Source organism: Nostoc parmelioides FACHB-3921 (genome assembly GCF_014696625.1).
In the GTDB taxonomy this organism is placed as follows: domain Bacteria; phylum Cyanobacteriota; class Cyanobacteriia; order Cyanobacteriales; family Nostocaceae; genus Trichormus; species Trichormus parmelioides.
This window is the reverse complement of sequence record NZ_JACJQL010000042.1, coordinates 1-18,783: the sequence shown is the minus strand read 5'-3', so window position 1 is coordinate 18,783 and position 18,783 is coordinate 1. Positions and strand designations below refer to the sequence as shown.

The following is an 18,783-nucleotide window of genomic DNA, read 5'->3' as shown; positions in this document are numbered from 1 at the left end:
AAATTATTTGTAAACTTGAATTCGTTAAGACCAAAAATTTCTAGTCTTAGCGATATCCAATTCTACAGACGACCAATATTAGTCAACCCCAAGACTATACCAATACCAAGAACATGACCAAAAGCCATTGCACCGATAAAGGTGGGAACACTGATAGGTAGCCCAGGGAATTTAGGGCCGACTTGGGGATATTCAACTTTGAGAGCGAACAAAAGAGCTACTACACTGCTAGCACTAATGATAATGCCTACGGTTGGCGACCACTCAGGGGTTGCAGGTACAGTTGCAGCTACTGCTAATAAGGTTGATGAAATCAAGCTTTTGTCTCCTAAATATCTAGGGCAAAGTTAATCTAGACCTAGAAAATTATAGAGTTAGTTAGGACACAACCGAACTTAATCGATCAAAATTCGACTTTTTTTAGTTCCCAATATTGGAAATTCTTATGCGTGTGAAAATTTGCGGCATCACTCAACCACAACAGTCAGTAGCGATCGCCTCTTTGGGTGCAACAGCGCTAGGATTTATATGTGTACGTTCTTCACCGCGTTACGTTACAGCCGCACAAATTCGGGCTGCTGTGACACCCTTACCAGAAAATATTGATAAAATCGGCGTTTTCGCCAATAGCAGTATTGCAGAAATTAAGCAGACAGTTGTTGATTCTGGCTTAACTGGTGTGCAGTTACATGGTGACGAAACTCCAGAGTTTTGCGACCAATTACGTCAATCGCTTCCCCAAGTAGAAATTCTGAAGGCTTTGCGAGTTCGCAGTTTTGAGCATCTGGAGCAAGCAGTTATTTACACTCAATATATAAATACTTTATTACTTGATGCCTATCATCCCCAGCAATTGGGTGGGACTGGTCAAACTTTAGATTGGGAGATGTTACAAAAATTTCGCCCAAGTTGCCCTTGGTTACTAGCCGGGGGACTGACACCAGACAATATTTTAGAAGCTTTAAGCCAACTGAATCCTGATGGTATTGATTTATCTAGCGGTGTCGAAGTTAAACCAGGGGACAAAGATTTAGATAAAGTTGCACTACTATTTGAAAAATTGGGAACTAGTGGCGTGTCTAGTCTGAAATAGTGCATAAAAGAAGTTTTTGTAGTGTAGGCATCTTGCCTGCACCGGACGGGCTAGAAGCCAATCCCACAAGAGAAGCATAATGCAACATTTTAGTCTAGACACGCCAGTAGGGAGTGGTAGGAAAAAACAGGGGAATAAGTTATTACCCATTCCCCATTCCCTATTCCCCATTCCCCATCCCCTATTCCCTAAAAGAACGCTGGTTGATGACGAATCAAGTTAAAGAATTCTTCTCTAGTTTTTTGTTCTTCTTGGAATACGCCTAACATGGCACTAGTTACAGTCCAAGAGCCTGGTTTTTGTACACCACGCATCACCATGCACATATGGCTAGCTTCCATCACAACCGCCACACCTTGGGGTTCTAAAATGGTCTGCACAGCTTCAGCAATTTGGCGAGTCAGCCTTTCTTGTACTTGCAAGCGTCGGGAATACATCTCGACAATGCGGGCTAGCTTACTTAGTCCTACTACCTTCTGGTTAGGAATATAAGCAACGTGCGCTCTGCCCATGAAGGGTAACATATGGTGTTCGCATAAGCTAAAGAAGTTGATATCTCGCACTAGTACCATCTCGTTATGACCTTCATCAAAGACAGCACCGTTGAGTAATTCTTCTAAAGATTGGTTATAGCCACTGGTCAGGAATCGCATCGCCTCTGCTACGCGCTTTGGTGTTTTCAATAGACCTTCTCTTTCTGGGTCTTCTCCGACACCCACTAATATTGACCTAACTGCACCCATCATTGATTCCATATCTTCTTCTGAAGGTTGGTGCAATTCTGGTTCTCGGCCATTATGGGTGTTGCGGTCAGGTCTGGTATTAATAGCTTCTGCCAAATCGGTAATTAGGGGTGATTGAGAGCGATTAGAACCGTTGGAACTAGCAATAGTCATAATTTCAGTCTTGGTTATGGTTTGTTCAATGGTTAACCCCGTAAGGGGAATTCAAAATTCAGAATTCAAAATAATCCTACAAACTACGTAGGAGTTAGCTTTCTCTGGATTAGTGCAAGCCTAGCTGTAGGCTATTACGAATTACGAATTTACGAATTACGGATTACAGCGCACCTGCGCTGGGCATGAGTGTCAATTCATCAATTACTGCTTGTGGTGGTAATAAGGCAGCGTAGAGAATTGACTGAGCCACAATTTCTGGGGTGAGCATTTTGGAACGGTCAAAGTCAGCTTTGACAGTCTCTGTATCCCAAAGTCCAGTATTCACAGCCCCAGGACAAATTGCAGTTACCCGAATACCGTGGACACGTTCTTCTTGTGCCAAAGTTTGAGAAAGTGCCATTAATCCTGCTTTACTGACGCTGTAAACTCCCCAGTGCGGAAAAGATTGTTTAGCTGCAATCGAAGACACATTGATGATTGTGCCTGTATGCCGATCGCGCATTGTTGGCAAAATTCCTTTAATACATTCAAATACACTGGTCAGGTTCAAGTTAATTACTTGTTGCCAGTCTGCTAAGGGGGTTTCACTCAAGGTAGCTGTATATGCTACACCCGCATTATTTACAAGAATATCTATGTCTCCAAAGTCAATAGCGATCGCTTGGATTTTCGCCTCTACTTGCGATACGTCTGCTAAGTCTACAGTATACGCTTTGGCTACTACTCCAGTTTGTTTTGCTGCTTCTACTACAGGTGTTAATTTATCACCAGAACGGCTCACCAACGCCACATCTATTCCCGCTTTTGCAAAGGCTAATGCCGTTGCTTTGCCAATTCCACTACTTGCCCCAGTAATCAGAGCGCGTCGTTTCTGCTCCAAACTCATGCTTTCTCCCAATTTTTTGGCAGTTTTGCAAGCCCTTGTCACCCAATTATCGAAACTTTTAGAGTCAAATAGATTAAATTAACCTTAAATTTCGATGATATTCCCTGACAAATGCTATGATTATTTGCTATAATTAGTGTTCTATGCAATTCCAGTTTACACAAAAATAACAAACGCTAGTTTAAAGACTAGCCCATGTCACTACAGTTAATTAGCAAATACTTTGACACAGCCACCGATCTAAAATTAATGGCTATTTAGATATAAATACCTATGGCTGATGAGATTGTTAAAAATCTTTAAGTAGCCACAGGTAATTATAACACTGGTTTTGGGTAATAAATCAATTAAGCGCGTTTGTTAATGTGCAACTTCTGTAAATACACCAATTTTGCGGAATTTCTCATAACGCAGTTGGCGGCGTTCTTGTGATGTTAAGCGGTCTAGTCCATCCAAATTATCTAACAGGGCTTGTTTTAAGGTTGTAGCAGCTGTTAAGGGGTCAGAATGAGCGCCACCTGTGGGTTCAGGTAATATCTGGTCAATAATGCCCAAATTTTTCAGGTCATGGGAGACGATTTTCAGAGCGACGGCTGCTTGGGGAGACTTGCTAGCATCTTTCCAAAGAATTGCCGCACAGGCTTCGGGGGTGGCTACAGTATAGACGGAGTGTTCAAACATTAATAGGCGATCGCCTACACCAATACCCAAAGCACCACCAGAACCACCTTCACCGATAACAGTGCAGATAATTGGCACATCCAAAGAAAACATCTCGCGCAAATTGTAGGCGATCGCTTCCCCTGCACCTTGGCGTTCGGCTACCACCGTAGGTAAAGCACCGGGAGTATCGATAAATGTCAAAATCGGCATACTAAATTTGTTGGCGTGTTCCATCAGGCGCATGGCTTTGCGATAGCCGCCTGGAGTCGCCATCCCGAAATTACGAGCAATATTATCTTTGGTATCTCGTCCTTTTTGATGACCCAACATCACCACAGGTTTACCACCCAAACGCGCCACACCACCAATTAAAGCCGGATCATCACCACCACAGCGATCGCCATGTAACTCCATCCATTCATCACTGATGGCCTGAATGTAATCGAGGGTACTAGGACGGCGGGGATGACGTGCTACTTGTAGCCGTTGAGAGGGGGACAGAGTGCTAAAGATTTCCTCACGCAGTTGCATAGCGCGTGTTTCTAGCTTGCGAATCTCACCAGACACATCTACGCCATTCTCCTCTGCCAGTTGCCGAATTTGATCAATCCGGTTTGCCAGTTCTGCTAGTGGCTTTTCAAAATCTAACAGTAGTGGTTTGCGCTCAGTTGTAGCCATAGTTAGGGATTAGGTATTAGGGATTGGGTGTTGGGTATTAGGAATTGGGTATTGGGGATTGGGTACAATTTTGTGACTAGGGTGTATTTTTCTTCCTCATCCCCAGTCCCCAGTTCCCAGCCTCTAAACCAGCAGTGGTCTAAACCCATGTTTCACTGATGCTTGACCAATCTGCTCCATTTTGTCTACGGTAATCTGATTGCGCCCCCAAGAAAAGTTCGTGTACAACTTCTCAAATTCCAAGAGCATAGATTCCGCAAAACAAGCAAATAATTGGCGTGCAGGTACATCCATATTGACTATTTTCATGATTTTCCAGTCAATATCCAGAGAATGCTCGACGATACCGCCGTTCAGTACATAAACACCAGGATACTGAACTTTTGTACCTAAGTTTTTCGGATAACCCCCATCAATCAGCAAACAGGGTTGCTTCAAAACTTGAGGATTAATTTCCACGCCTTTAGGCATACTGGCTACCCAGACTACAATATCAGCTTGGGGCAGTGCTTCATCCAGGCTCATGATCTTACCGCGTCCCAACTCGCTTTGCAACTCTTGGAGACGTTCTTGATTACGGGCGATTAACAGCAGTTCTTTTACGTCTGTTTTAGCATCCAGCCAGCGAGTAACTGCACTACCAATATCACCAGTAGCCCCACATATAGCTACTGTTGCTTGAGAGAGTTCAATACCGAGTTGTTGAGATGCTTGTTCTACCTGCCGACAGATAATATACGCTGTGTGAGTGTTGCCTGTAGTGAAGCGTTCAAACTCTAGTGTGACATTACGAACTTGGCTAAACTGCTCCAATTTAAAGTTTTCAAAAATAATCGAAGAGAAACCACCCAAGGCTGTGATATCAATGCCATTCTTTTGAGCATGAGCCATAGCATTGAGGACTTTGCGGGTTGCGGCTTTAATCCGACGACTGGCTAGCATCTCCGGTAAAAAGCAAGATTCTACATACTTCCCTTCAATTATTTCACCAGTAATGCTAGTAACTTTAATGTGGTCAACTATTTGCGGTGGAGCGCTGCACCAAAAATCTAGCCCTTGGTCGGCGTATTCTGGGTATCCCAGTTCTTGAGCTACCGCTTGAGCGTGTTCTAAACTTGTCAGATGTCCAATTAGACCAAACATGGAGTGATATATTTAGGCTTGTGCCTTGGCGAATGCGTGGGATATGTGGATAAGAGATAATACTTAACTCTTAAAAATACTATACAAAGCGTGATGAATGCTGAGTCCTGAGTGATGAGTTTGATCATGGGTAATTGGTAATTGATAATTGGGAATAAACTTTTACCCATTACCTATTACCCATCACCAGTCTGAAACCGATAATAACTGGCAGTCTTACTTTAATCAGGAATCAGAACTACTTAAGCTGCTGTGAGTCCGTAAGCTGACATTCGCATAATATCTCTGGTTGTGAAGCCAATATTACTTAACGCTTCACCGTACTGAATCATAAAATCTTCGACTAGGGCTTCTTTTTCCATAGCTAAGACTGCGGCATCATCCGCGACTTGATTGAGCATTTTCCAGACTATGGGAAGATTATGACGATTAGCTTCTTCTAGTTCTGCTTTTGATTGAGCGAAATTTTTCTGTAACCAAACTTCGCCGAAGTTAAGATGGCTATATTCATCTTTGACTACACCCTCGGTGATTTTACGGGCAAAATCGTCAGCAACGGGAATGTAGATGTTGTATGCAGCGATCGCAAAACATTCAATAATCAAAGACTGAATCAATAGACAGGTAACAATTTTACCTTCAGCCGCCGCTTTTTGGAAATTGCCGTGTAGTCCAGCAAAAAATTCTTTAGCAAATTCCATGTCTGGGGATACTTGCAGGTTCCGTCCACAAGCTTCAAATCCTTTTTTGTGACGGCTTTCCATTTTCGAGAGGCGAATGAGGTCTTCTTTGTCGTCTGGCAGCAGTTGGGCTAGTTGAATGTAATTCTCATATGCTTCTTGTTCCCCTTCAATCACGATCGCATTTATGCGACTATAGGCATCTTTATATTTTTCGCTCTTGAAATCAATTTCTAAATCGGCTGCAACCTGCTGCATGATATGTTTACTCCTGTAAACCTGAATTATTTGATACCAGACTTTAATTTACCCTATGAATTTAAGGTAATGCTCACTGTGGTTTAATTTTACTTAACAATTGCCTATGTTATAGATTAGCGGTTGCTGAGTTCGATACTGTATTACCAAAGAAACAAGTGCTTGGCGATCTAACTCATGACCAAACTAAACTGGAATTGGAAATCTGCTGATTTTTGGAGTCTAGCAGCGCTACTGTTGGGGGCATTTATTGTGTTGTTGCCACTGTTTGTGGTTTTTCTCACTTCTTTTGCACCTCCAGGTTCAAATTTAGAACTTTTGCCCAAAAATAATTGGTCATTAGCTAATTACCGCGACGCTTGGCAACGAGGTAAGTTCTTGTTGGCATTCGCTAATTCTACCTTGGTAGCGATCGCAGTGACGGCATTTCAGATTGTGACTTCTGCCTTAGCTGGTTACGCCCTGGCAAGGCTGAAATTCCGAGGGAAGCAAACACTACTTTTGATTGTTTTAGCAACTTTGATCATCCCCTTTCAATTATTAGTGATTCCCATCTTTTTGGTGTTGAAGTGGGGACACTTGATTAATACTTACGGAGCGCTAATTTTACCAACTGCTGTTAATGGTTTTGGCATTTTCCTCTTGCGTCAATATTTCCAGACAATTCCCGTAGAGTTGGAAGAAGCCGCAACTATCGACGGGGCAAACCGACTACAAATTTTGTGGCAGGTAATGTTACCTCTTGCTCGTCCCGCCTTGGTAACGCTGTTTCTGTTCACCTTTATCGCCGAATGGAATGATTTATTTAAACCTTTGGTGTTTACTACAAGGCCGGAATTAAGAACTGTGCAACTAGCATTGGCAGAATTTCAAGAGCAATTCACCAATAATTGGCCTTTGATGATGGCGGCTGTTACTATTGCAACCGTACCGGTGATGGTGCTATTTCTCATCGGTCAGCGTCAGTTTATCCGGGGAATTGCTACAACGGGTATAAAGAATTGAAATATAGGATTTATACTTGATGTTTAAAAATGCAAGTAGTGCGGTTATTGCACACTTGATCATGGTTTTGGTGGGCTTGAGAGAAATCTAAATCTAGTATGAGTGGTATGAGCGATCGCATAATCATCTCAGTTATATCCTTGAGCAACTGCCTAGAGAATATAAACTTTTGTTACTGATTGCATAATTCATCCCCACCTGATCAATAAATAATTAGCTAAGAGTTGTCATTGCTTTATGCGAACTGATTCTTCTAATGGGTTTTAAAGTTCTTAGCCGTTAGATTTAAGCTCATTCCACCCCTAGAAGGGGATGGAACTTCACGTTGACCATTGACGGTTAATAGTCATCAGTCAGCAGTTAACGGTGGTAGGGCGGCTATACCTCCCACTCCCTTCAATGGGTGGGAGGTATAGCCGCCTTCGATGAAAATCTTGCAATAAAGCTGGTCTTAAACTTATTAGTGAAAAAATTTAGTCCTACATCTACCCATTTAGCAACACACAAAATTTATGGATTCTTCCACATTAAAAACATCAGTTTCTGACTCACAAACATTAGCGGATTTGCAAGTATTAATTCAGGAGGAATTACTGGCATTATTGAAAAGTTCTAGGCTAACGGAGATTTTCAAAAATTGTCAGATCTCAGGAGAAGACGCTGTTAAAATTCAGTTTATCCTTGATAGCAATAAAATTACAGCAAAGACTGCAAATTTAATGGATACGGCTAATTTTGTTACACAAAATAATGGTGATTGTTGTATTTGCTGGTCAGAAGAAAAACAAGATTTTGTTCGCTGCCCTTGTGGATAAATAAAAATTGGCTGCATATTGATGTAGTCTCAATGGAGGCAAGAGAATTTTATTGTCTCCAATATTATTTTTATTTAAAAAAATAAATTATTCTTATCATATATTATCGAAACTCTCTGGAAAATTAACGATCTTTCAGCGTGACGAGAGTGTTATCAACACAAATTTATATTTAAGAAACATCCTCATCAGCCATAATTGATGTTGGTTTAATGTTGCCATCAATTGTCAACCGGGATTGTTTCTGTGGGGTGTAGCTGGTATGAATACTTTTGGGATGTGGGTTAAAGGTTTAGGGGTTGCAGTCAGTAGTTTAATAAGTTTATCTGTAAACACTGCGATCGCCCAAATTACACAAGATAGTACTCTACCTGAAAACTCCAGAGTCACAAAACAAGAAAACAACATAATTATCGAAGGTGGAACCTTATCTGCTGATAGACGTAATTTGTTCCATAGTTTTCAGGATTTTTCTGTGCCAGAAAACTATACGGCTGAGTTTAAAACAATCGGTAGTGTCCAAAACATCATTAGCCGAGTAACTGGTAGTTCTATTTCTAGTATTGATGGCATAATCAAATCTGATAGCACAGCCAACCTGTTGCTGATCAATCCCAATGGAATTATTTTTGGTGCTAATGCTGCATTAAATATTCGCGCTTCCTTTTTAGCAAGTACGGCAAATAGTCTGAATTTTGCCGATGGTACTCAATTTAGTACCATCAATCCTCAAAACACATCTGTGCTGACAATTAGTATTCCTAGTGGGTTACAATTTGGCGCAACGGCAAATCCTATAAAAAATCAATCTCAAGCACGGAATACAAGTGGTAGATTTGTTGGTCTACAAGTCCCAAATGGTAATACATTGGCCTTTGTGGGCGGCAACATAACACTAGAAGGCGGCAACTTAACGGTACCATCAGGAAAAATTGAACTAGGAAGTGTTGCTCCCAATAGTCTAGTGACCTTGAATCCAATCAACCAAGGTTGGTTAATAGGGTATCAAGGCGTGCAAGAATTTCGCAACATTCAATTGAGAATTCGCCAAGGGGCTAATGGTACACAGTTACCATCTCAGATAGATACTACTGGTAATAATGGCGGTGAGATTCGTCTACAGGGTAACTCCGTAGAACTCAGTGGTGAAAGTGTGCGCTTGAGAAGTATCACGACTGGTAGCGCCAATGGTAAAGATATAACGATTAATGCAAGAAAGTTAATTGTTCAGAATGGCGCACAGATAGCTACTTCTACCATCAGTCGGGGAAGTTCTGGAAATTTACTGATCAATGCCTCCGAATCTGTAGACATTATTGAGAGTGATAATTTGTCAAGTACAATTACTGGATTAATTGGCATCAGTGCAGGTCAAGGCAGAGCAAGTGACATTAAAATCACTACTGGGAAGTTGCGTATCCTCAATGGAGGCGTTGTAACAGCAGAGTCTAGTGGATTGTTGAGGACTAATAATTCACCCGTGATACCAGCTGAAGGAAAAGGCGGAAATATCATAGTCAACGCTTCGGAGTCAGTAGAGATAGCAGGAAATGTGAAAACACTTTTTTCTAGCTTCTTGTCTGCGGGGACTAGAAATGCTCAAAATGCAGGAACAGTTAATATCACCACAGGGAAATTAATTGTCCGCGACGGTGGGCAATTAATTGTAAATGTGGGAGCATTCAACAATCCAGCCAACTCAGGAACACCAGGACAATTAAATATAACAGCTAAGTCTATATTGCTAGACAATCAAGGACAAATCACTTCTAATACTAGGTCAGGTCAGGGTGGTGATATAAATTTACTGGTGCAAGACTCGCTACAGATGCGCCGTAACAGTTTGATTTCGACTAGTGCAGGCACATCCAACGCTCCGGGAAATGGCGGTAATATCACAATCAATGCACCTAATGGCTTTGTGTTTACTGCACCCTTAGGCAATAATGATATTACGGCTAATGCCTTCTCTGGCATTGGTGGTAAGATCACCATCAACGCCAAGAAAATTTTTGGGTTTATACAGCGCGATCGCTCAGACTTAGTTAGGCTATTAAACACTGAAGACCCAAACCTACTCAATCCTAACCAATTGCCAACCAGCGACATTACAGCTTTTTCTCAGCAAAGCCCTTCATTCAATGGCATTGTACAAATTAATACACCAGATGCTGACCCCAGTAAAGGGTTAGTAGAATTGCCGAGAAATCTCATTGATGCTTCTGAGAAAATTGCTGCTAGTTGTAGTCCTCATCGAAGTTCACAAAGAAGTTCGTTTGTCTCTACAGGACGCGGAGGAATGGTACCTAGCCCCATTGATACACTGATTGATGATGCTGTGTTAGTAGGATGGACTGCATTACCGACAGAGATAGACAATAGTGTTCATAGTATTCCTGAACAACAAACACAACAGGTTAATTTGAGCGCTCCTCCCCAGATTTTAGAAGCGCAAGGCTGGCAAATAGATCGCGACGGTAATGTAGTACTAGTGGCGCAAGCACCTACTGTAACTCCTCACACCCCAACCCTACATTCGTCAGCTTGCGCTGTATTAGGGAAAGACGCGATTAATCACATCTCTAACAAGTACGGACGCAATTAATCGCGTCTAATTCGTTTCCTGAATTTGCAAACGGACTGTGTGTTCAGTCGCGCCACTGAGTTGCACTTCCATGACTTCACCACCTAATGGTTCTATGCAACTGAGGAGCGATCGCAAGTTGGGTGTACTTGCGCCAGTATCTACATATAATCTATCTGCTAAATTACTGATACGTTTCCAAGTCATATATAACTTGGCAATGGTTTGTTCTATTTGGGATGCTTGATTGACTAAATCAGCCGCTACACTCAAACAGCCGACTCTTTGAGCTTCTTCTAGGGCTGTTTCAATATCTACATCATTCTCTGTTAAAGCTTGGACTTGGGCAGCAGATTTGAGATATTTGCCTAATTGACGCGCCTCTGTTGTGGCTTGTTTGAGAGTGTCCACATCGGGATTCGCAGCTATTTCTCGCTGAATGAATTTTTGGTGTGATTCTGGCAGTTTTTCCATTTCCTTCACCAAAGGGGCAATGTAGCGCGGAGGAAGGGAATTTTCTGCGGCTTTTACCTTAACTGGTTCTGGTAATAAATCTGACGACATTGCCGTCCATTCGTCAGTGAGTTGACGGACTTCGCGCCTAGTGATGCGATCGCCTTTGCTGGCGGCTTCACTAACCATTTGTTGCACTTCTGGGGAGGCTTTGGAGGTTTCCACAAAAGCCCGTTTACTAAAATTATTAACTGCACTTGGTTCAAGTTTGCCCTCTTCTAAAAGGGTGTCAGCACTGTTTGCTAGTTGAATCCAGGCGTATGCTTGACTCTTACTTATTTCTCGTTCCTTCAGCCAATTGAGAAAGCCTGTACCACGCCCGTCGCCACCTTTCTTTTCTCTGTCGCGGATTGCTCTTAAGATTCTTCCCCGCCAGATTTCGGTTTGCAAATCAAAGCGATCGCATACCTGCCAAGCTACATCCAACTGCTGTTGGAAGTCTGACTCTGGAATCTGTTCATCTTCGGGATCGGGCAGTTCAAAAGTGAGATCCGCAGGCTGTTGTAAGGCTGCTGCCAGGTCGTTGATATTATCCGTTGATTGCACAGTCGGTAACTTATTACTCTAGCGATCGGCTTATTATTACACAATCTGGTCACATCGGCTCAATAGAGTGTTGAGATAAGGAATATAACCACTCTGGGCTAGCACAAGGCAAAATAAAGACAGTAAGAGCGATGTGAACGCCATCCCACCAATGAGCTACTGTCTTAACCCCCGTTGTCCCAAGCCTGAAAATCCTCATGATGTGAAATTTTGCCTGAGTTGTGGTTCTAAGCTACTCCTAAAAGAACGGTATCGGGCTATCAAACCCATCGGACAAGGTGGTTTTGGCAGAACTTTCTTAGCAGTGGATGAAGATAAACCCTCCAAACCTCGCTGTGTCATTAAGCAATTTTATCCCCAAGCTCAAGGTACTAACACAGTCCAAAAAGCGGTGGAGTTATTTACTCAAGAAGCCATACAGTTAGACGAATTGGGTAAGCATCCGCAAATTCCCGAACTTTTAGCATACTTTACCCAAGACGATCGCCAATACTTGGTACAAGAATTTATTGATGGGTTAAACTTGGCGCAGGAACTAGCACATAACGGTGTTTTCAGTGAAACGCGGACTATTCAACTATTAAATGACCTGTTACCTGTACTGCAATTTTGTCATTACAGACAGGTGATTCATCGGGATATTAAGCCAGAAAATATTATCTTACGTAATAGTGATAACAAATTAGTTGTAGTAGATTTTGGTGCTTCTAAATCTGCTACTAATACAGCCTTAAATCACACTGGGACAAGTATTGGTAGTCCTGAATATGTTGCACCAGAGCAAATGCGGGGTAGGGCTATATTTGCCAGTGATATCTATAGTTTAGGCGTGACTTGTATTAATTTGTTGACTGGGCGATCGCCTTTTGATTCCTATGACACCAACAATGATACTTGGGTATGGCAGCAATATATAAAACCACCAGTTAGTAATTATCTAGCTAAAATTATCAACAAAATGACAGAAAGCGTTCCCGCAAGACGCTATCAAACTGTAGAGGAAGTTTTAAAAGATTTAAATCAACATTCACCAGTAGCAAATACACCAGCAAAATCGAGTCATCAAGCCCCACAAACGCCTCCTCCAAAACCTGTGTCAAAAACCCAGAGTCAAATTGATTTGGAATTAGAGGAATTGAAAACGCAATTTTTGCCTGGAGGAAAATCGAAACCGCAAAATATACAGCCACAACCTGCAACTAATAATAATTCTGCTAAGAGCGCAATTGATTTAGAGCTAGAAGAATTAAAAGCTAAATATCTTGGTAATAATAACGGCTAACATCTGGCAAAATGTCACCAGTACGATGGATAATAGTATCAATAAATGATACTATATAATGGGACTTAACAGTAAACATCAAAAAACACTGGATGACATTTTTGAAAATCCCGTTAGATCCAATATTCCTTGGAGTGATATTGAGTCTATGCTAATTGCCCTTGGTGCGGAAGTGTCAGAAGGAAGGGGGTCAAGAGTGAGAATAGCTCTTAATGGTGTCAAGGCGACTTTTCACAGACCACACCCGGAAAAAGAAACCGATAAAGGTGCTGTTAAGTCTATGCGTCGCTTCTTAACAGAGTCTGGGGTTAAGGAGGACTTGGATACGGGAGGACTTAGTGACAATGAAATATAAAGGGTATGAAGCCATTGTGGAATTTGACGATGAAGCTGAGATTTTTCATGGGGAAATAATCAACCTTCGAGATGTGATTACATTTCAGGGTGACAGCGTGAAAGAGCTAAAGCAAGCTTTTCATGATTCAGTAGATGATTATTTAGAATTTTGTCAAGAACGTGGTGAAGAACCTGAAAAACCCTTTTCAGGAAAACTCATGCTCAGAATTAACCCTGAATTACATAAAACCATCGCCATCAAAGCGAAGAAAGAGGGTCAAAGCCTTAATTCTTGGATAGAAAAATGCTTGTGTATGTATGTTCCGTAGGTTAATCCAAATTAACCAAGTTTTCTTGGGTGACTGTACGAGTGGACTTAACTTGATAAAAAAGTGACTCTAAATTTTAGAGTCACTAATAAATTAAGTTCAGAATTTAGAGAATTACCAGCTTATTTCTTCGCTTCAGCGATGGGAACCCATTCTGTGTGGAAAGCGCCAGCTTTATCGGTACGCAAGTAGGTGTGTGCGCCGAAGTAGTCGCGTTGTGCCTGGGTGAGGTTTTGAGGTAGGCGATCGCGGCGATAGCTGTCAAAATAATCCAAGGATGCGCTAAATGCGGGTACAGGGATACCGAGTTTGGCAGCTGTGATGATTACTTCCCGCCAAGCTGCTTGTCTGTCGAGAATTGTTTGCTTAAATTCAGGAGCGAGTAGCAAGTTGGGTAATGCGGGATTTTCGTTAAATGCCTTCTTAATCTTATTCAAGAAGCCAGCGCGAATAATACAACCACCTTTCCAAATCCGCGCCATTTCACTCAGATTCAAATTCCAATTAAATGTGGCTGAGGCTGTGGATAACAGCGCCATCCCTTGAGCATAAGAACAAATCTTGGAGCAGTAAAGTGCATCCCGGACTTTGTTGATAAACTCCTTGGTATCGCCGTCATATTTACCACTGGGGCCTGTCAACTGCTTAGATGCAGCAATCCGCTCATCTCGGATGGAAGAGATAATCCGAGCATTTACGGCTGCTGTAATGGTGGGGATAGAAACACCCAATTCCAAAGCAGTTTGTACTGTCCAGCGTCCAGTTCCCTTTTGACCAGCTGCGTCAACAATCAAATCAACCAAGGGTAATTTGGTCTCTGGGTCAACGTAGGGGAAGATATTGGCTGTAATCTCAATCAAAAAGGAATTGAGTTCGTCGGTAGTATTCCATTGGGCGAATACTTCATGTAGCTGTTGAGCATTCAGCCCACCGGCAGTTTTCAGCAAGTCGTAGGCTTCTGCAATTAACTGCATATCGCCATACTCAATACCGTTGTGTACCATTTTGACGTAGTGACCGGAACCACCAGGGCCAACATAAGTTACACAAGGGCCGTCATCAACTTGAGCAGCAATTTTGTTGAAAATGGGGGACAGATACTCGTAAGAACTTTGTGTACCACCGGGCATCAGTGAAGGGCCATTCAGTGCGCCTTCTTCACCACCACTGACACCCATCCCCAGGAAGCGTAAGCCTGCTGGTTCTAGTTCTTGAGTCCGTCTTTGGGTATCTTCAAACCAAGAGTTGCCACCGTCGATGATGATATCGCCTTCATCTAGTAGAGGTTTGAGCTGCTGAATTACTGCATCCACTGGTTTACCAGCTTGCACCATCACCAGAATCTTGCGGGGACGTTCTAGTGCGGCGACAAACTCTTCCAGGGTAAAAGCAGCTTTAACGTTGCGTCCACCAGCACGCTGTGCCATGAAAGCATCGGTTTTTTCTCTGGAACGGTTATAAACTGCAATTGGGAAGCCATTACGCTCCACGTTTAGAGCGATATTCTCGCCCATAACGGCTAAACCAATCACACCAAAGCTTTGTAGTGTCATAAACTATGTTTGGCTAACTCTTGCAGGTTCTTTCATCTTTAAGGGTAGACTGAGTTTTTCTCTTCTCCCCTAAAGAAGACATTAAGAGTTAATTTAAAGAATAAAAGCTCACTAGTAACACAGATAAATAGTTTTAATTTGTATCCAAATCAACAATTAACTTGTAAAATTTGCGAAATTGGGGGCTAGGGATTGGGGACTAGGTGCTGGGTACTAGGAAACGAGAGAAGAAAGTGAGACATATTTTCCATCCCTAATCCCCGCTTCCCAATCCCCAGTCCCCAATATCCAATCCCTCATAAAAGGAGTAACCAAAAAATGCTGGCAAATGTCCTAGCCTTGGTGGTTGGCCTTGGTAGTTTAGCAATCTACATTGCAGCTTTCTTTTTTCCCGAAATCCACCGTAAGAATGATTTTATTTGGAGTGGAGTAGGGCTTTTTTATGCCCTAGTTTTGTGGATTTTTGCACCAAAAATTTCTGGAGGTCTCTTATTGGGTCATGTGGCTAGTGTGGCACTCCTAGTTTGGTTTGGCTGGCAAACTCTTTCATTGCGTCGCCAGGTGACTCCCCTAGCACAACAAACCACAGTACCAAGTCCTGAGGCAGTACAGTCAACTATCCAAGAACAAGCTGCTAAGTTTTCTCTTCAAGAAAAAATTGCCCAGTTACAACAAGATATTGGTAGCACTTTTAGTGGTTTGAAAAATAAAGTACAACAGACTGGTAATAAAAAAGTTACAACTGCTCCAGTACAAACTACTCCAAAACCATCTGTTGAAATTGTTGATAAAACGGAAAAACCTACTGAGGAGACCGTTACCACTAAAGAGACTTCATCCCCAACAACTACTACAGAACCACCAGCAGCAGTATTGTCTACTGATACTGACTCCACCACGGAAATTGTCCCAGAAGTGATTCCACCCAATCCCCCAGCCCCTGAATTGGTGGAAGCAGCTCAAACACATCCTGAGGCTGAAGAGAAAGAACCAATTCCTGTGGAAGAAATTGCCCCTGATGCGGTACTCGCTCCCCCCGCAGAAGCACCACCGGAGTCACTACCGCCAACTTCATAAAAAATTAAGGGTTTAGGCGGTTTTTGGGAAAATTAGGTGTTAACTGGGGAAAATACGGTGAAAGCTGAGATGAAGTTGTTGTTAAAAAACAAAACAGGGATTGCAACATAGATTGATTCTGTCTTAATCTGGAAAAGCAATAGGTTGGTTTCTTTAACTGCCTTTATATGCCGGTATTGTGCCGACTAAGTTCCCCAGAAAAACACCCCATAGCCTAAAACGATGAAAGCATCTGCTAAGTTCGACTTTGAGGACGAGAAATTTAATGCACCCCCTTCTCAAGTCCTCCCTTGGTGTCAGATGATTAATCCTCGGTATGGCACAGATGGTATTCAGCATCACGGTTTAGCGATTAAGCTGGATAATGCTCAAGCTGTCGGCTTTCAGCCAGATGAAAATTGGCAAAAGGTGGAACATGAATTTAGTTCCGGTATCGAAACAGTTTTCATTAGTGCTACTCCCCGAATAGTGATAGTGCGGCGAGGGCCTTTGTCTGTTAAAGACAGAGAGACTGGTATCAAATTGGGAACGTTGAAAGAAAATTATGATGCGTTTTTGGCAGATAAACTGAAATTTAAGACCTTTACGCGTTATCTAATTTTCTTGGTTGGTGAAAATAAAAAGTTTCTGCATGAGTCACCACTGCAATTAACCTTGAATGGTGCAGCCGGGGCAAGTTTTAGCAAAACTTATTGTGAATTTCAACAAGGCAAAGTAGTTAGTGGTTTTGTGGCGGAGATAGAAAGAGCTTATGCTTTATACCGCAAGCAACCAATCACGCCGAAAGGGCCGTTGTTCCATGCTCACGGTATTTTCTGCCCGATTATTGAGTGTGAAGAAAGAGGCATTGAACCAAATACGGTTTTGGTGGCTTCAACCGTAGATTATGAGCATCCATCAATTGCTAATCTGACTAATTACCTAATAGCTTCCGACGCACCCGAATCTGCAATTATTTGTAAAACATTTGAAGATTACAAAGATTTTGGCAAGGAACCTGTCAGAACAGAAACTCCGAAAATGGCGATGGCTGGGGTTTCTAGCTCTTACATTTATCCTGATGAAGATGATTTCGGCTATCCACCCTATTAGAGACTATTTATAAAGTAAATCTTTAAGACAACAAGATGACGTAACATGATACGAGTCATCACAGCATATTGTTAAGGCTAAAGCAATTAAGAAAATTAAACGCACAAGTCTATCAGGGCTATCTGTAGAACCTTCCAGATGGTAACCACCTGTTTTACAATCTTTGAACATAGCTTCAATGCGAAAACTTTGACGATAAATTTTGACAGCACTTTCCAGGTCAGACAGATTGGTTAATAAACAGATTGGTTAATAAATACCAAGGCTTCAGAGATTGATGAATGGATAAATGTAATTGAATATATTCCTTTCAGATAATTTTAATAATTCTCTATTGAAGATTGTGATCGCCAGTTAGGGTGGTGAGTGGGAGGTAGCGATCGCCCAAATTATAATTTAAGAAAGCACAAAGGTTAATCAAAGTCTGATTTCCATGTTAAAAAGTTACGATCTCTAGGTATATAGTCTCCAGACCTCTAATTTAAGTTATGCTTAGACACAAATTGCCATTATTACTAACCATAACTCTGAGTACCATTTCCATTTTTCCGATTTCATCATCACTGGCGCAAACCACATTTGTACCCCTACCTTCTGACGCACCGTTGGATCTAGATTTACTAACTCAACCAAAAGACTCCGTAATTACAGCCAACACTATTAACTTATCAGGATTAACCACTCCGAGCTTATGGTGGTCAAAAGAAAACTCCGAAAACAAGCTGTTAGATAATTGGATAGCATATCCAGCTACTAAAAATGAAGCTGGACGAGTAGATTTAATCGTCAATCAGCAAATTTGGAGCTTGTTAGACTATTTAGAACGTTATGATTTTGTAAATCGCCTGGGTAGTACTGCAAGAAGAGACGGTTACAACGTCCGAGTATTTAATTATCAAAAAGACCTACTAGGTTCTTATACCTGTAGCTATAATCCTATTTCTGCGAACTGTAATATTCAGTTGAATACTCAATACAAGTTACGTCGCTATCAATAGCAAATCACACATAATACAAAACAAAAACCCCTGACGGGGTGACAAAGCTTCTGAATCCGAGTAAATAGGAGATTGTGACCGTTTTGGGGTAAAAAGAGATAGGTCAGGTATTTTCAACAAGATCTATCAAATGATAAGGATTGTTATCGAAAAAAGGATGTAGCGATTTGGGAGAACAGAAAAATCTGTCACCCCTTCAGCAAAAACCCCCTTCAAGTAGATTAGAAGGGGGTTTTTGATGAAGAATAGAACCTGGCACCGAGCGATTGTGGCATAGGGCAACCCCTAGACTATCGTAGCCATAGCAGCGTTTCACAACTGAGTTCGGGATGGAGTCAGAGTGGGACCACTGC

General features: G+C 41.9%; 18 protein-coding genes and 1 rRNA gene. 10 read left to right on the top strand and 9 right to left on the bottom strand.

Annotated features, from left to right (window positions below; all coding sequences use genetic code 11):
- Positions 1–62: 62 nt before the first annotated feature.
- Positions 63–317 (bottom strand): photosystem I reaction center subunit PsaK, encoded by a 255-nt coding sequence (psaK, locus tag H6G14_RS22445; RefSeq protein WP_011319310.1) that lies wholly within the window; start codon positions 315–317, stop codon positions 63–65.
- 128 nt (positions 318–445) lie between these two features.
- Here psaK and H6G14_RS22440 point away from each other — a divergent pair, with 128 nt between their 5' ends.
- Positions 446–1,093 (top strand): phosphoribosylanthranilate isomerase, encoded by a 648-nt coding sequence (locus H6G14_RS22440; protein ID WP_190569789.1) that lies wholly within the window; start codon positions 446–448, stop codon positions 1,091–1,093.
- 188 nt (positions 1,094–1,281) lie between these two features.
- Here the strand turns inward: H6G14_RS22440 and folE are convergent, their stop codons facing one another.
- The 5 genes from folE to H6G14_RS22415 all read right to left on the bottom strand — a co-directional run bounded on the left by folE (position 1,282) and on the right by H6G14_RS22415 (position 6,300).
- Positions 1,282–1,989 (bottom strand): GTP cyclohydrolase I FolE, encoded by a 708-nt coding sequence (gene folE / locus H6G14_RS22435; protein WP_190569787.1) that lies wholly within the window; start codon positions 1,987–1,989, stop codon positions 1,282–1,284.
- A 163-nt stretch (positions 1,990–2,152) separates the two neighbouring features.
- Positions 2,153–2,878: an SDR family oxidoreductase gene (locus H6G14_RS22430; protein ID WP_190569785.1), complete on the bottom strand. Its 726-nt coding sequence runs from the start codon at positions 2,876–2,878 to the stop codon at positions 2,153–2,155.
- 360 nt (positions 2,879–3,238) lie between these two features.
- Positions 3,239–4,219: an acetyl-CoA carboxylase carboxyltransferase subunit alpha gene (locus tag H6G14_RS22425; RefSeq protein ID WP_190569783.1), complete on the bottom strand. Its 981-nt coding sequence runs from the start codon at positions 4,217–4,219 to the stop codon at positions 3,239–3,241.
- Positions 4,220–4,342: 123 nt separating this feature from the next.
- Positions 4,343–5,362 carry a long-chain acyl-[acyl-carrier-protein] reductase gene (locus tag H6G14_RS22420; protein WP_190569781.1) on the bottom strand — a complete coding sequence of 340 codons (1,020 nt, stop codon included), beginning with the start codon at positions 5,360–5,362 and terminating at the stop codon, positions 4,343–4,345.
- 242 nt (positions 5,363–5,604) lie between these two features.
- Entirely contained in the window at positions 5,605–6,300 is a 696-nt protein-coding gene (locus H6G14_RS22415; protein WP_190569780.1) for an aldehyde oxygenase (deformylating), read from the bottom strand.
- A gap of 177 nt (positions 6,301–6,477) precedes the next feature.
- On the opposite strand from H6G14_RS22415, the gene H6G14_RS22410 reads away from it, so the two are divergent.
- The 3 genes from H6G14_RS22410 to H6G14_RS22400 all read left to right on the top strand — a co-directional run bounded on the left by H6G14_RS22410 (position 6,478) and on the right by H6G14_RS22400 (position 10,725).
- Complete coding sequence (locus H6G14_RS22410; RefSeq protein WP_190569778.1) at positions 6,478–7,305, top strand: carbohydrate ABC transporter permease; 828 nt, start codon at positions 6,478–6,480, stop codon at positions 7,303–7,305.
- A 512-nt stretch (positions 7,306–7,817) separates the two neighbouring features.
- Positions 7,818–8,120: a hypothetical protein gene (locus tag H6G14_RS22405; protein WP_190569776.1), complete on the top strand. Its 303-nt coding sequence runs from the start codon at positions 7,818–7,820 to the stop codon at positions 8,118–8,120.
- Between the two features lie 262 nt (positions 8,121–8,382).
- On the top strand, positions 8,383–10,725 hold the full coding sequence (locus H6G14_RS22400; protein ID WP_190569774.1) for a two-partner secretion domain-containing protein: 2,343 nt from the start codon (positions 8,383–8,385) through the stop codon (positions 10,723–10,725).
- A 6-nt stretch (positions 10,726–10,731) separates the two neighbouring features.
- Here the strand turns inward: H6G14_RS22400 and H6G14_RS22395 are convergent, their stop codons facing one another.
- Positions 10,732–11,763: a hypothetical protein gene (locus tag H6G14_RS22395; RefSeq protein ID WP_011319300.1), complete on the bottom strand. Its 1,032-nt coding sequence runs from the start codon at positions 11,761–11,763 to the stop codon at positions 10,732–10,734.
- Positions 11,764–11,914: 151 nt separating this feature from the next.
- Here H6G14_RS22395 and H6G14_RS22390 point away from each other — a divergent pair, with 151 nt between their 5' ends.
- The 3 genes from H6G14_RS22390 to H6G14_RS22380 are packed head-to-tail and all read left to right on the top strand — an operon-like array spanning position 11,915 to position 13,710.
- The gene (locus H6G14_RS22390) at positions 11,915–13,045 is read left to right on the top strand and encodes a serine/threonine-protein kinase (protein WP_190569772.1); all 1,131 of its coding nucleotides are present in this window, start codon (positions 11,915–11,917) and stop codon (positions 13,043–13,045) included.
- 58 nt (positions 13,046–13,103) lie between these two features.
- Entirely contained in the window at positions 13,104–13,400 is a 297-nt protein-coding gene (locus H6G14_RS22385) for a type II toxin-antitoxin system HicA family toxin (protein ID WP_190569770.1), read from the top strand.
- Positions 13,390–13,710, top strand: a complete 321-nt coding sequence (locus H6G14_RS22380) for a type II toxin-antitoxin system HicB family antitoxin (protein ID WP_190569768.1) — start codon at positions 13,390–13,392, stop codon at positions 13,708–13,710. Before H6G14_RS22385 ends, H6G14_RS22380 begins: the two co-directional genes overlap by 11 nt.
- A 122-nt stretch (positions 13,711–13,832) precedes the next feature.
- Here the strand turns inward: H6G14_RS22380 and gndA are convergent, their stop codons facing one another.
- The gene (gene gndA / locus H6G14_RS22375) at positions 13,833–15,263 is read right to left on the bottom strand and encodes an NADP-dependent phosphogluconate dehydrogenase (protein ID WP_190569766.1); all 1,431 of its coding nucleotides are present in this window, start codon (positions 15,261–15,263) and stop codon (positions 13,833–13,835) included.
- A 318-nt stretch (positions 15,264–15,581) separates the two neighbouring features.
- On the opposite strand from gndA, the gene H6G14_RS22370 reads away from it, so the two are divergent.
- From H6G14_RS22370 to H6G14_RS22360, 3 genes are all read left to right on the top strand, one after another.
- Positions 15,582–16,340: a Ycf66 family protein gene (locus H6G14_RS22370; RefSeq protein WP_190569764.1), complete on the top strand. Its 759-nt coding sequence runs from the start codon at positions 15,582–15,584 to the stop codon at positions 16,338–16,340.
- Positions 16,341–16,562: 222 nt separating this feature from the next.
- Entirely contained in the window at positions 16,563–17,432 is an 870-nt protein-coding gene (locus tag H6G14_RS22365) for a DUF5895 domain-containing protein (RefSeq protein ID WP_190569762.1), read from the top strand.
- Between the two features lie 488 nt (positions 17,433–17,920).
- On the top strand, positions 17,921–18,430 hold the full coding sequence (locus H6G14_RS22360; RefSeq protein WP_190569760.1) for a hypothetical protein: 510 nt from the start codon (positions 17,921–17,923) through the stop codon (positions 18,428–18,430).
- Between the two features lie 250 nt (positions 18,431–18,680).
- Here H6G14_RS22360 and rrf read toward each other — a convergent pair.
- Positions 18,681–18,783: ribosomal RNA gene (gene rrf / locus H6G14_RS34360) — 5S ribosomal RNA — on the bottom strand; the annotation flags it as partial.

What these genes read in the sequence shown, in the direction of transcription:
- H6G14_RS22380 (WP_190569768.1), top strand. Translation starts at nt 13,390, where the DNA reads ATGAAATATAAAGGGTATGAAGCCATTGTGGAATTTGACGATGAAGCT.
- H6G14_RS22385 (WP_190569770.1), top strand. Translation starts at nt 13,104, where the DNA reads ATGGGACTTAACAGTAAACATCAAAAAACACTGGATGACATTTTTGAA.
- H6G14_RS22420 (WP_190569781.1), bottom strand. Translation starts at nt 5,362, where the DNA reads ATGTTTGGTCTAATTGGACATCTGACAAGTTTAGAACACGCTCAAGCG.
- H6G14_RS22370 (WP_190569764.1), top strand. Translation starts at nt 15,582, where the DNA reads ATGCTGGCAAATGTCCTAGCCTTGGTGGTTGGCCTTGGTAGTTTAGCA.
- H6G14_RS22440 (WP_190569789.1), top strand. Translation starts at nt 446, where the DNA reads ATGCGTGTGAAAATTTGCGGCATCACTCAACCACAACAGTCAGTAGCG.
- H6G14_RS22430 (WP_190569785.1), bottom strand. Translation starts at nt 2,878, where the DNA reads ATGAGTTTGGAGCAGAAACGACGCGCTCTGATTACTGGGGCAAGTAGT.
- H6G14_RS22400 (WP_190569774.1), top strand. Translation starts at nt 8,383, where the DNA reads ATGAATACTTTTGGGATGTGGGTTAAAGGTTTAGGGGTTGCAGTCAGT.
- H6G14_RS22415 (WP_190569780.1), bottom strand. Translation starts at nt 6,300, where the DNA reads ATGCAGCAGGTTGCAGCCGATTTAGAAATTGATTTCAAGAGCGAAAAA.
- gndA (WP_190569766.1), bottom strand. Translation starts at nt 15,263, where the DNA reads ATGACACTACAAAGCTTTGGTGTGATTGGTTTAGCCGTTATGGGCGAG.
- H6G14_RS22405 (WP_190569776.1), top strand. Translation starts at nt 7,818, where the DNA reads ATGGATTCTTCCACATTAAAAACATCAGTTTCTGACTCACAAACATTA.
- H6G14_RS22390 (WP_190569772.1), top strand. Translation starts at nt 11,915, where the DNA reads ATGAGCTACTGTCTTAACCCCCGTTGTCCCAAGCCTGAAAATCCTCAT.
- H6G14_RS22425 (WP_190569783.1), bottom strand. Translation starts at nt 4,219, where the DNA reads ATGGCTACAACTGAGCGCAAACCACTACTGTTAGATTTTGAAAAGCCA.
- folE (WP_190569787.1), bottom strand. Translation starts at nt 1,989, where the DNA reads ATGACTATTGCTAGTTCCAACGGTTCTAATCGCTCTCAATCACCCCTA.
- H6G14_RS22360 (WP_190569760.1), top strand. Translation starts at nt 17,921, where the DNA reads ATGCTTAGACACAAATTGCCATTATTACTAACCATAACTCTGAGTACC.
- H6G14_RS22365 (WP_190569762.1), top strand. Translation starts at nt 16,563, where the DNA reads ATGAAAGCATCTGCTAAGTTCGACTTTGAGGACGAGAAATTTAATGCA.
- H6G14_RS22410 (WP_190569778.1), top strand. Translation starts at nt 6,478, where the DNA reads ATGACCAAACTAAACTGGAATTGGAAATCTGCTGATTTTTGGAGTCTA.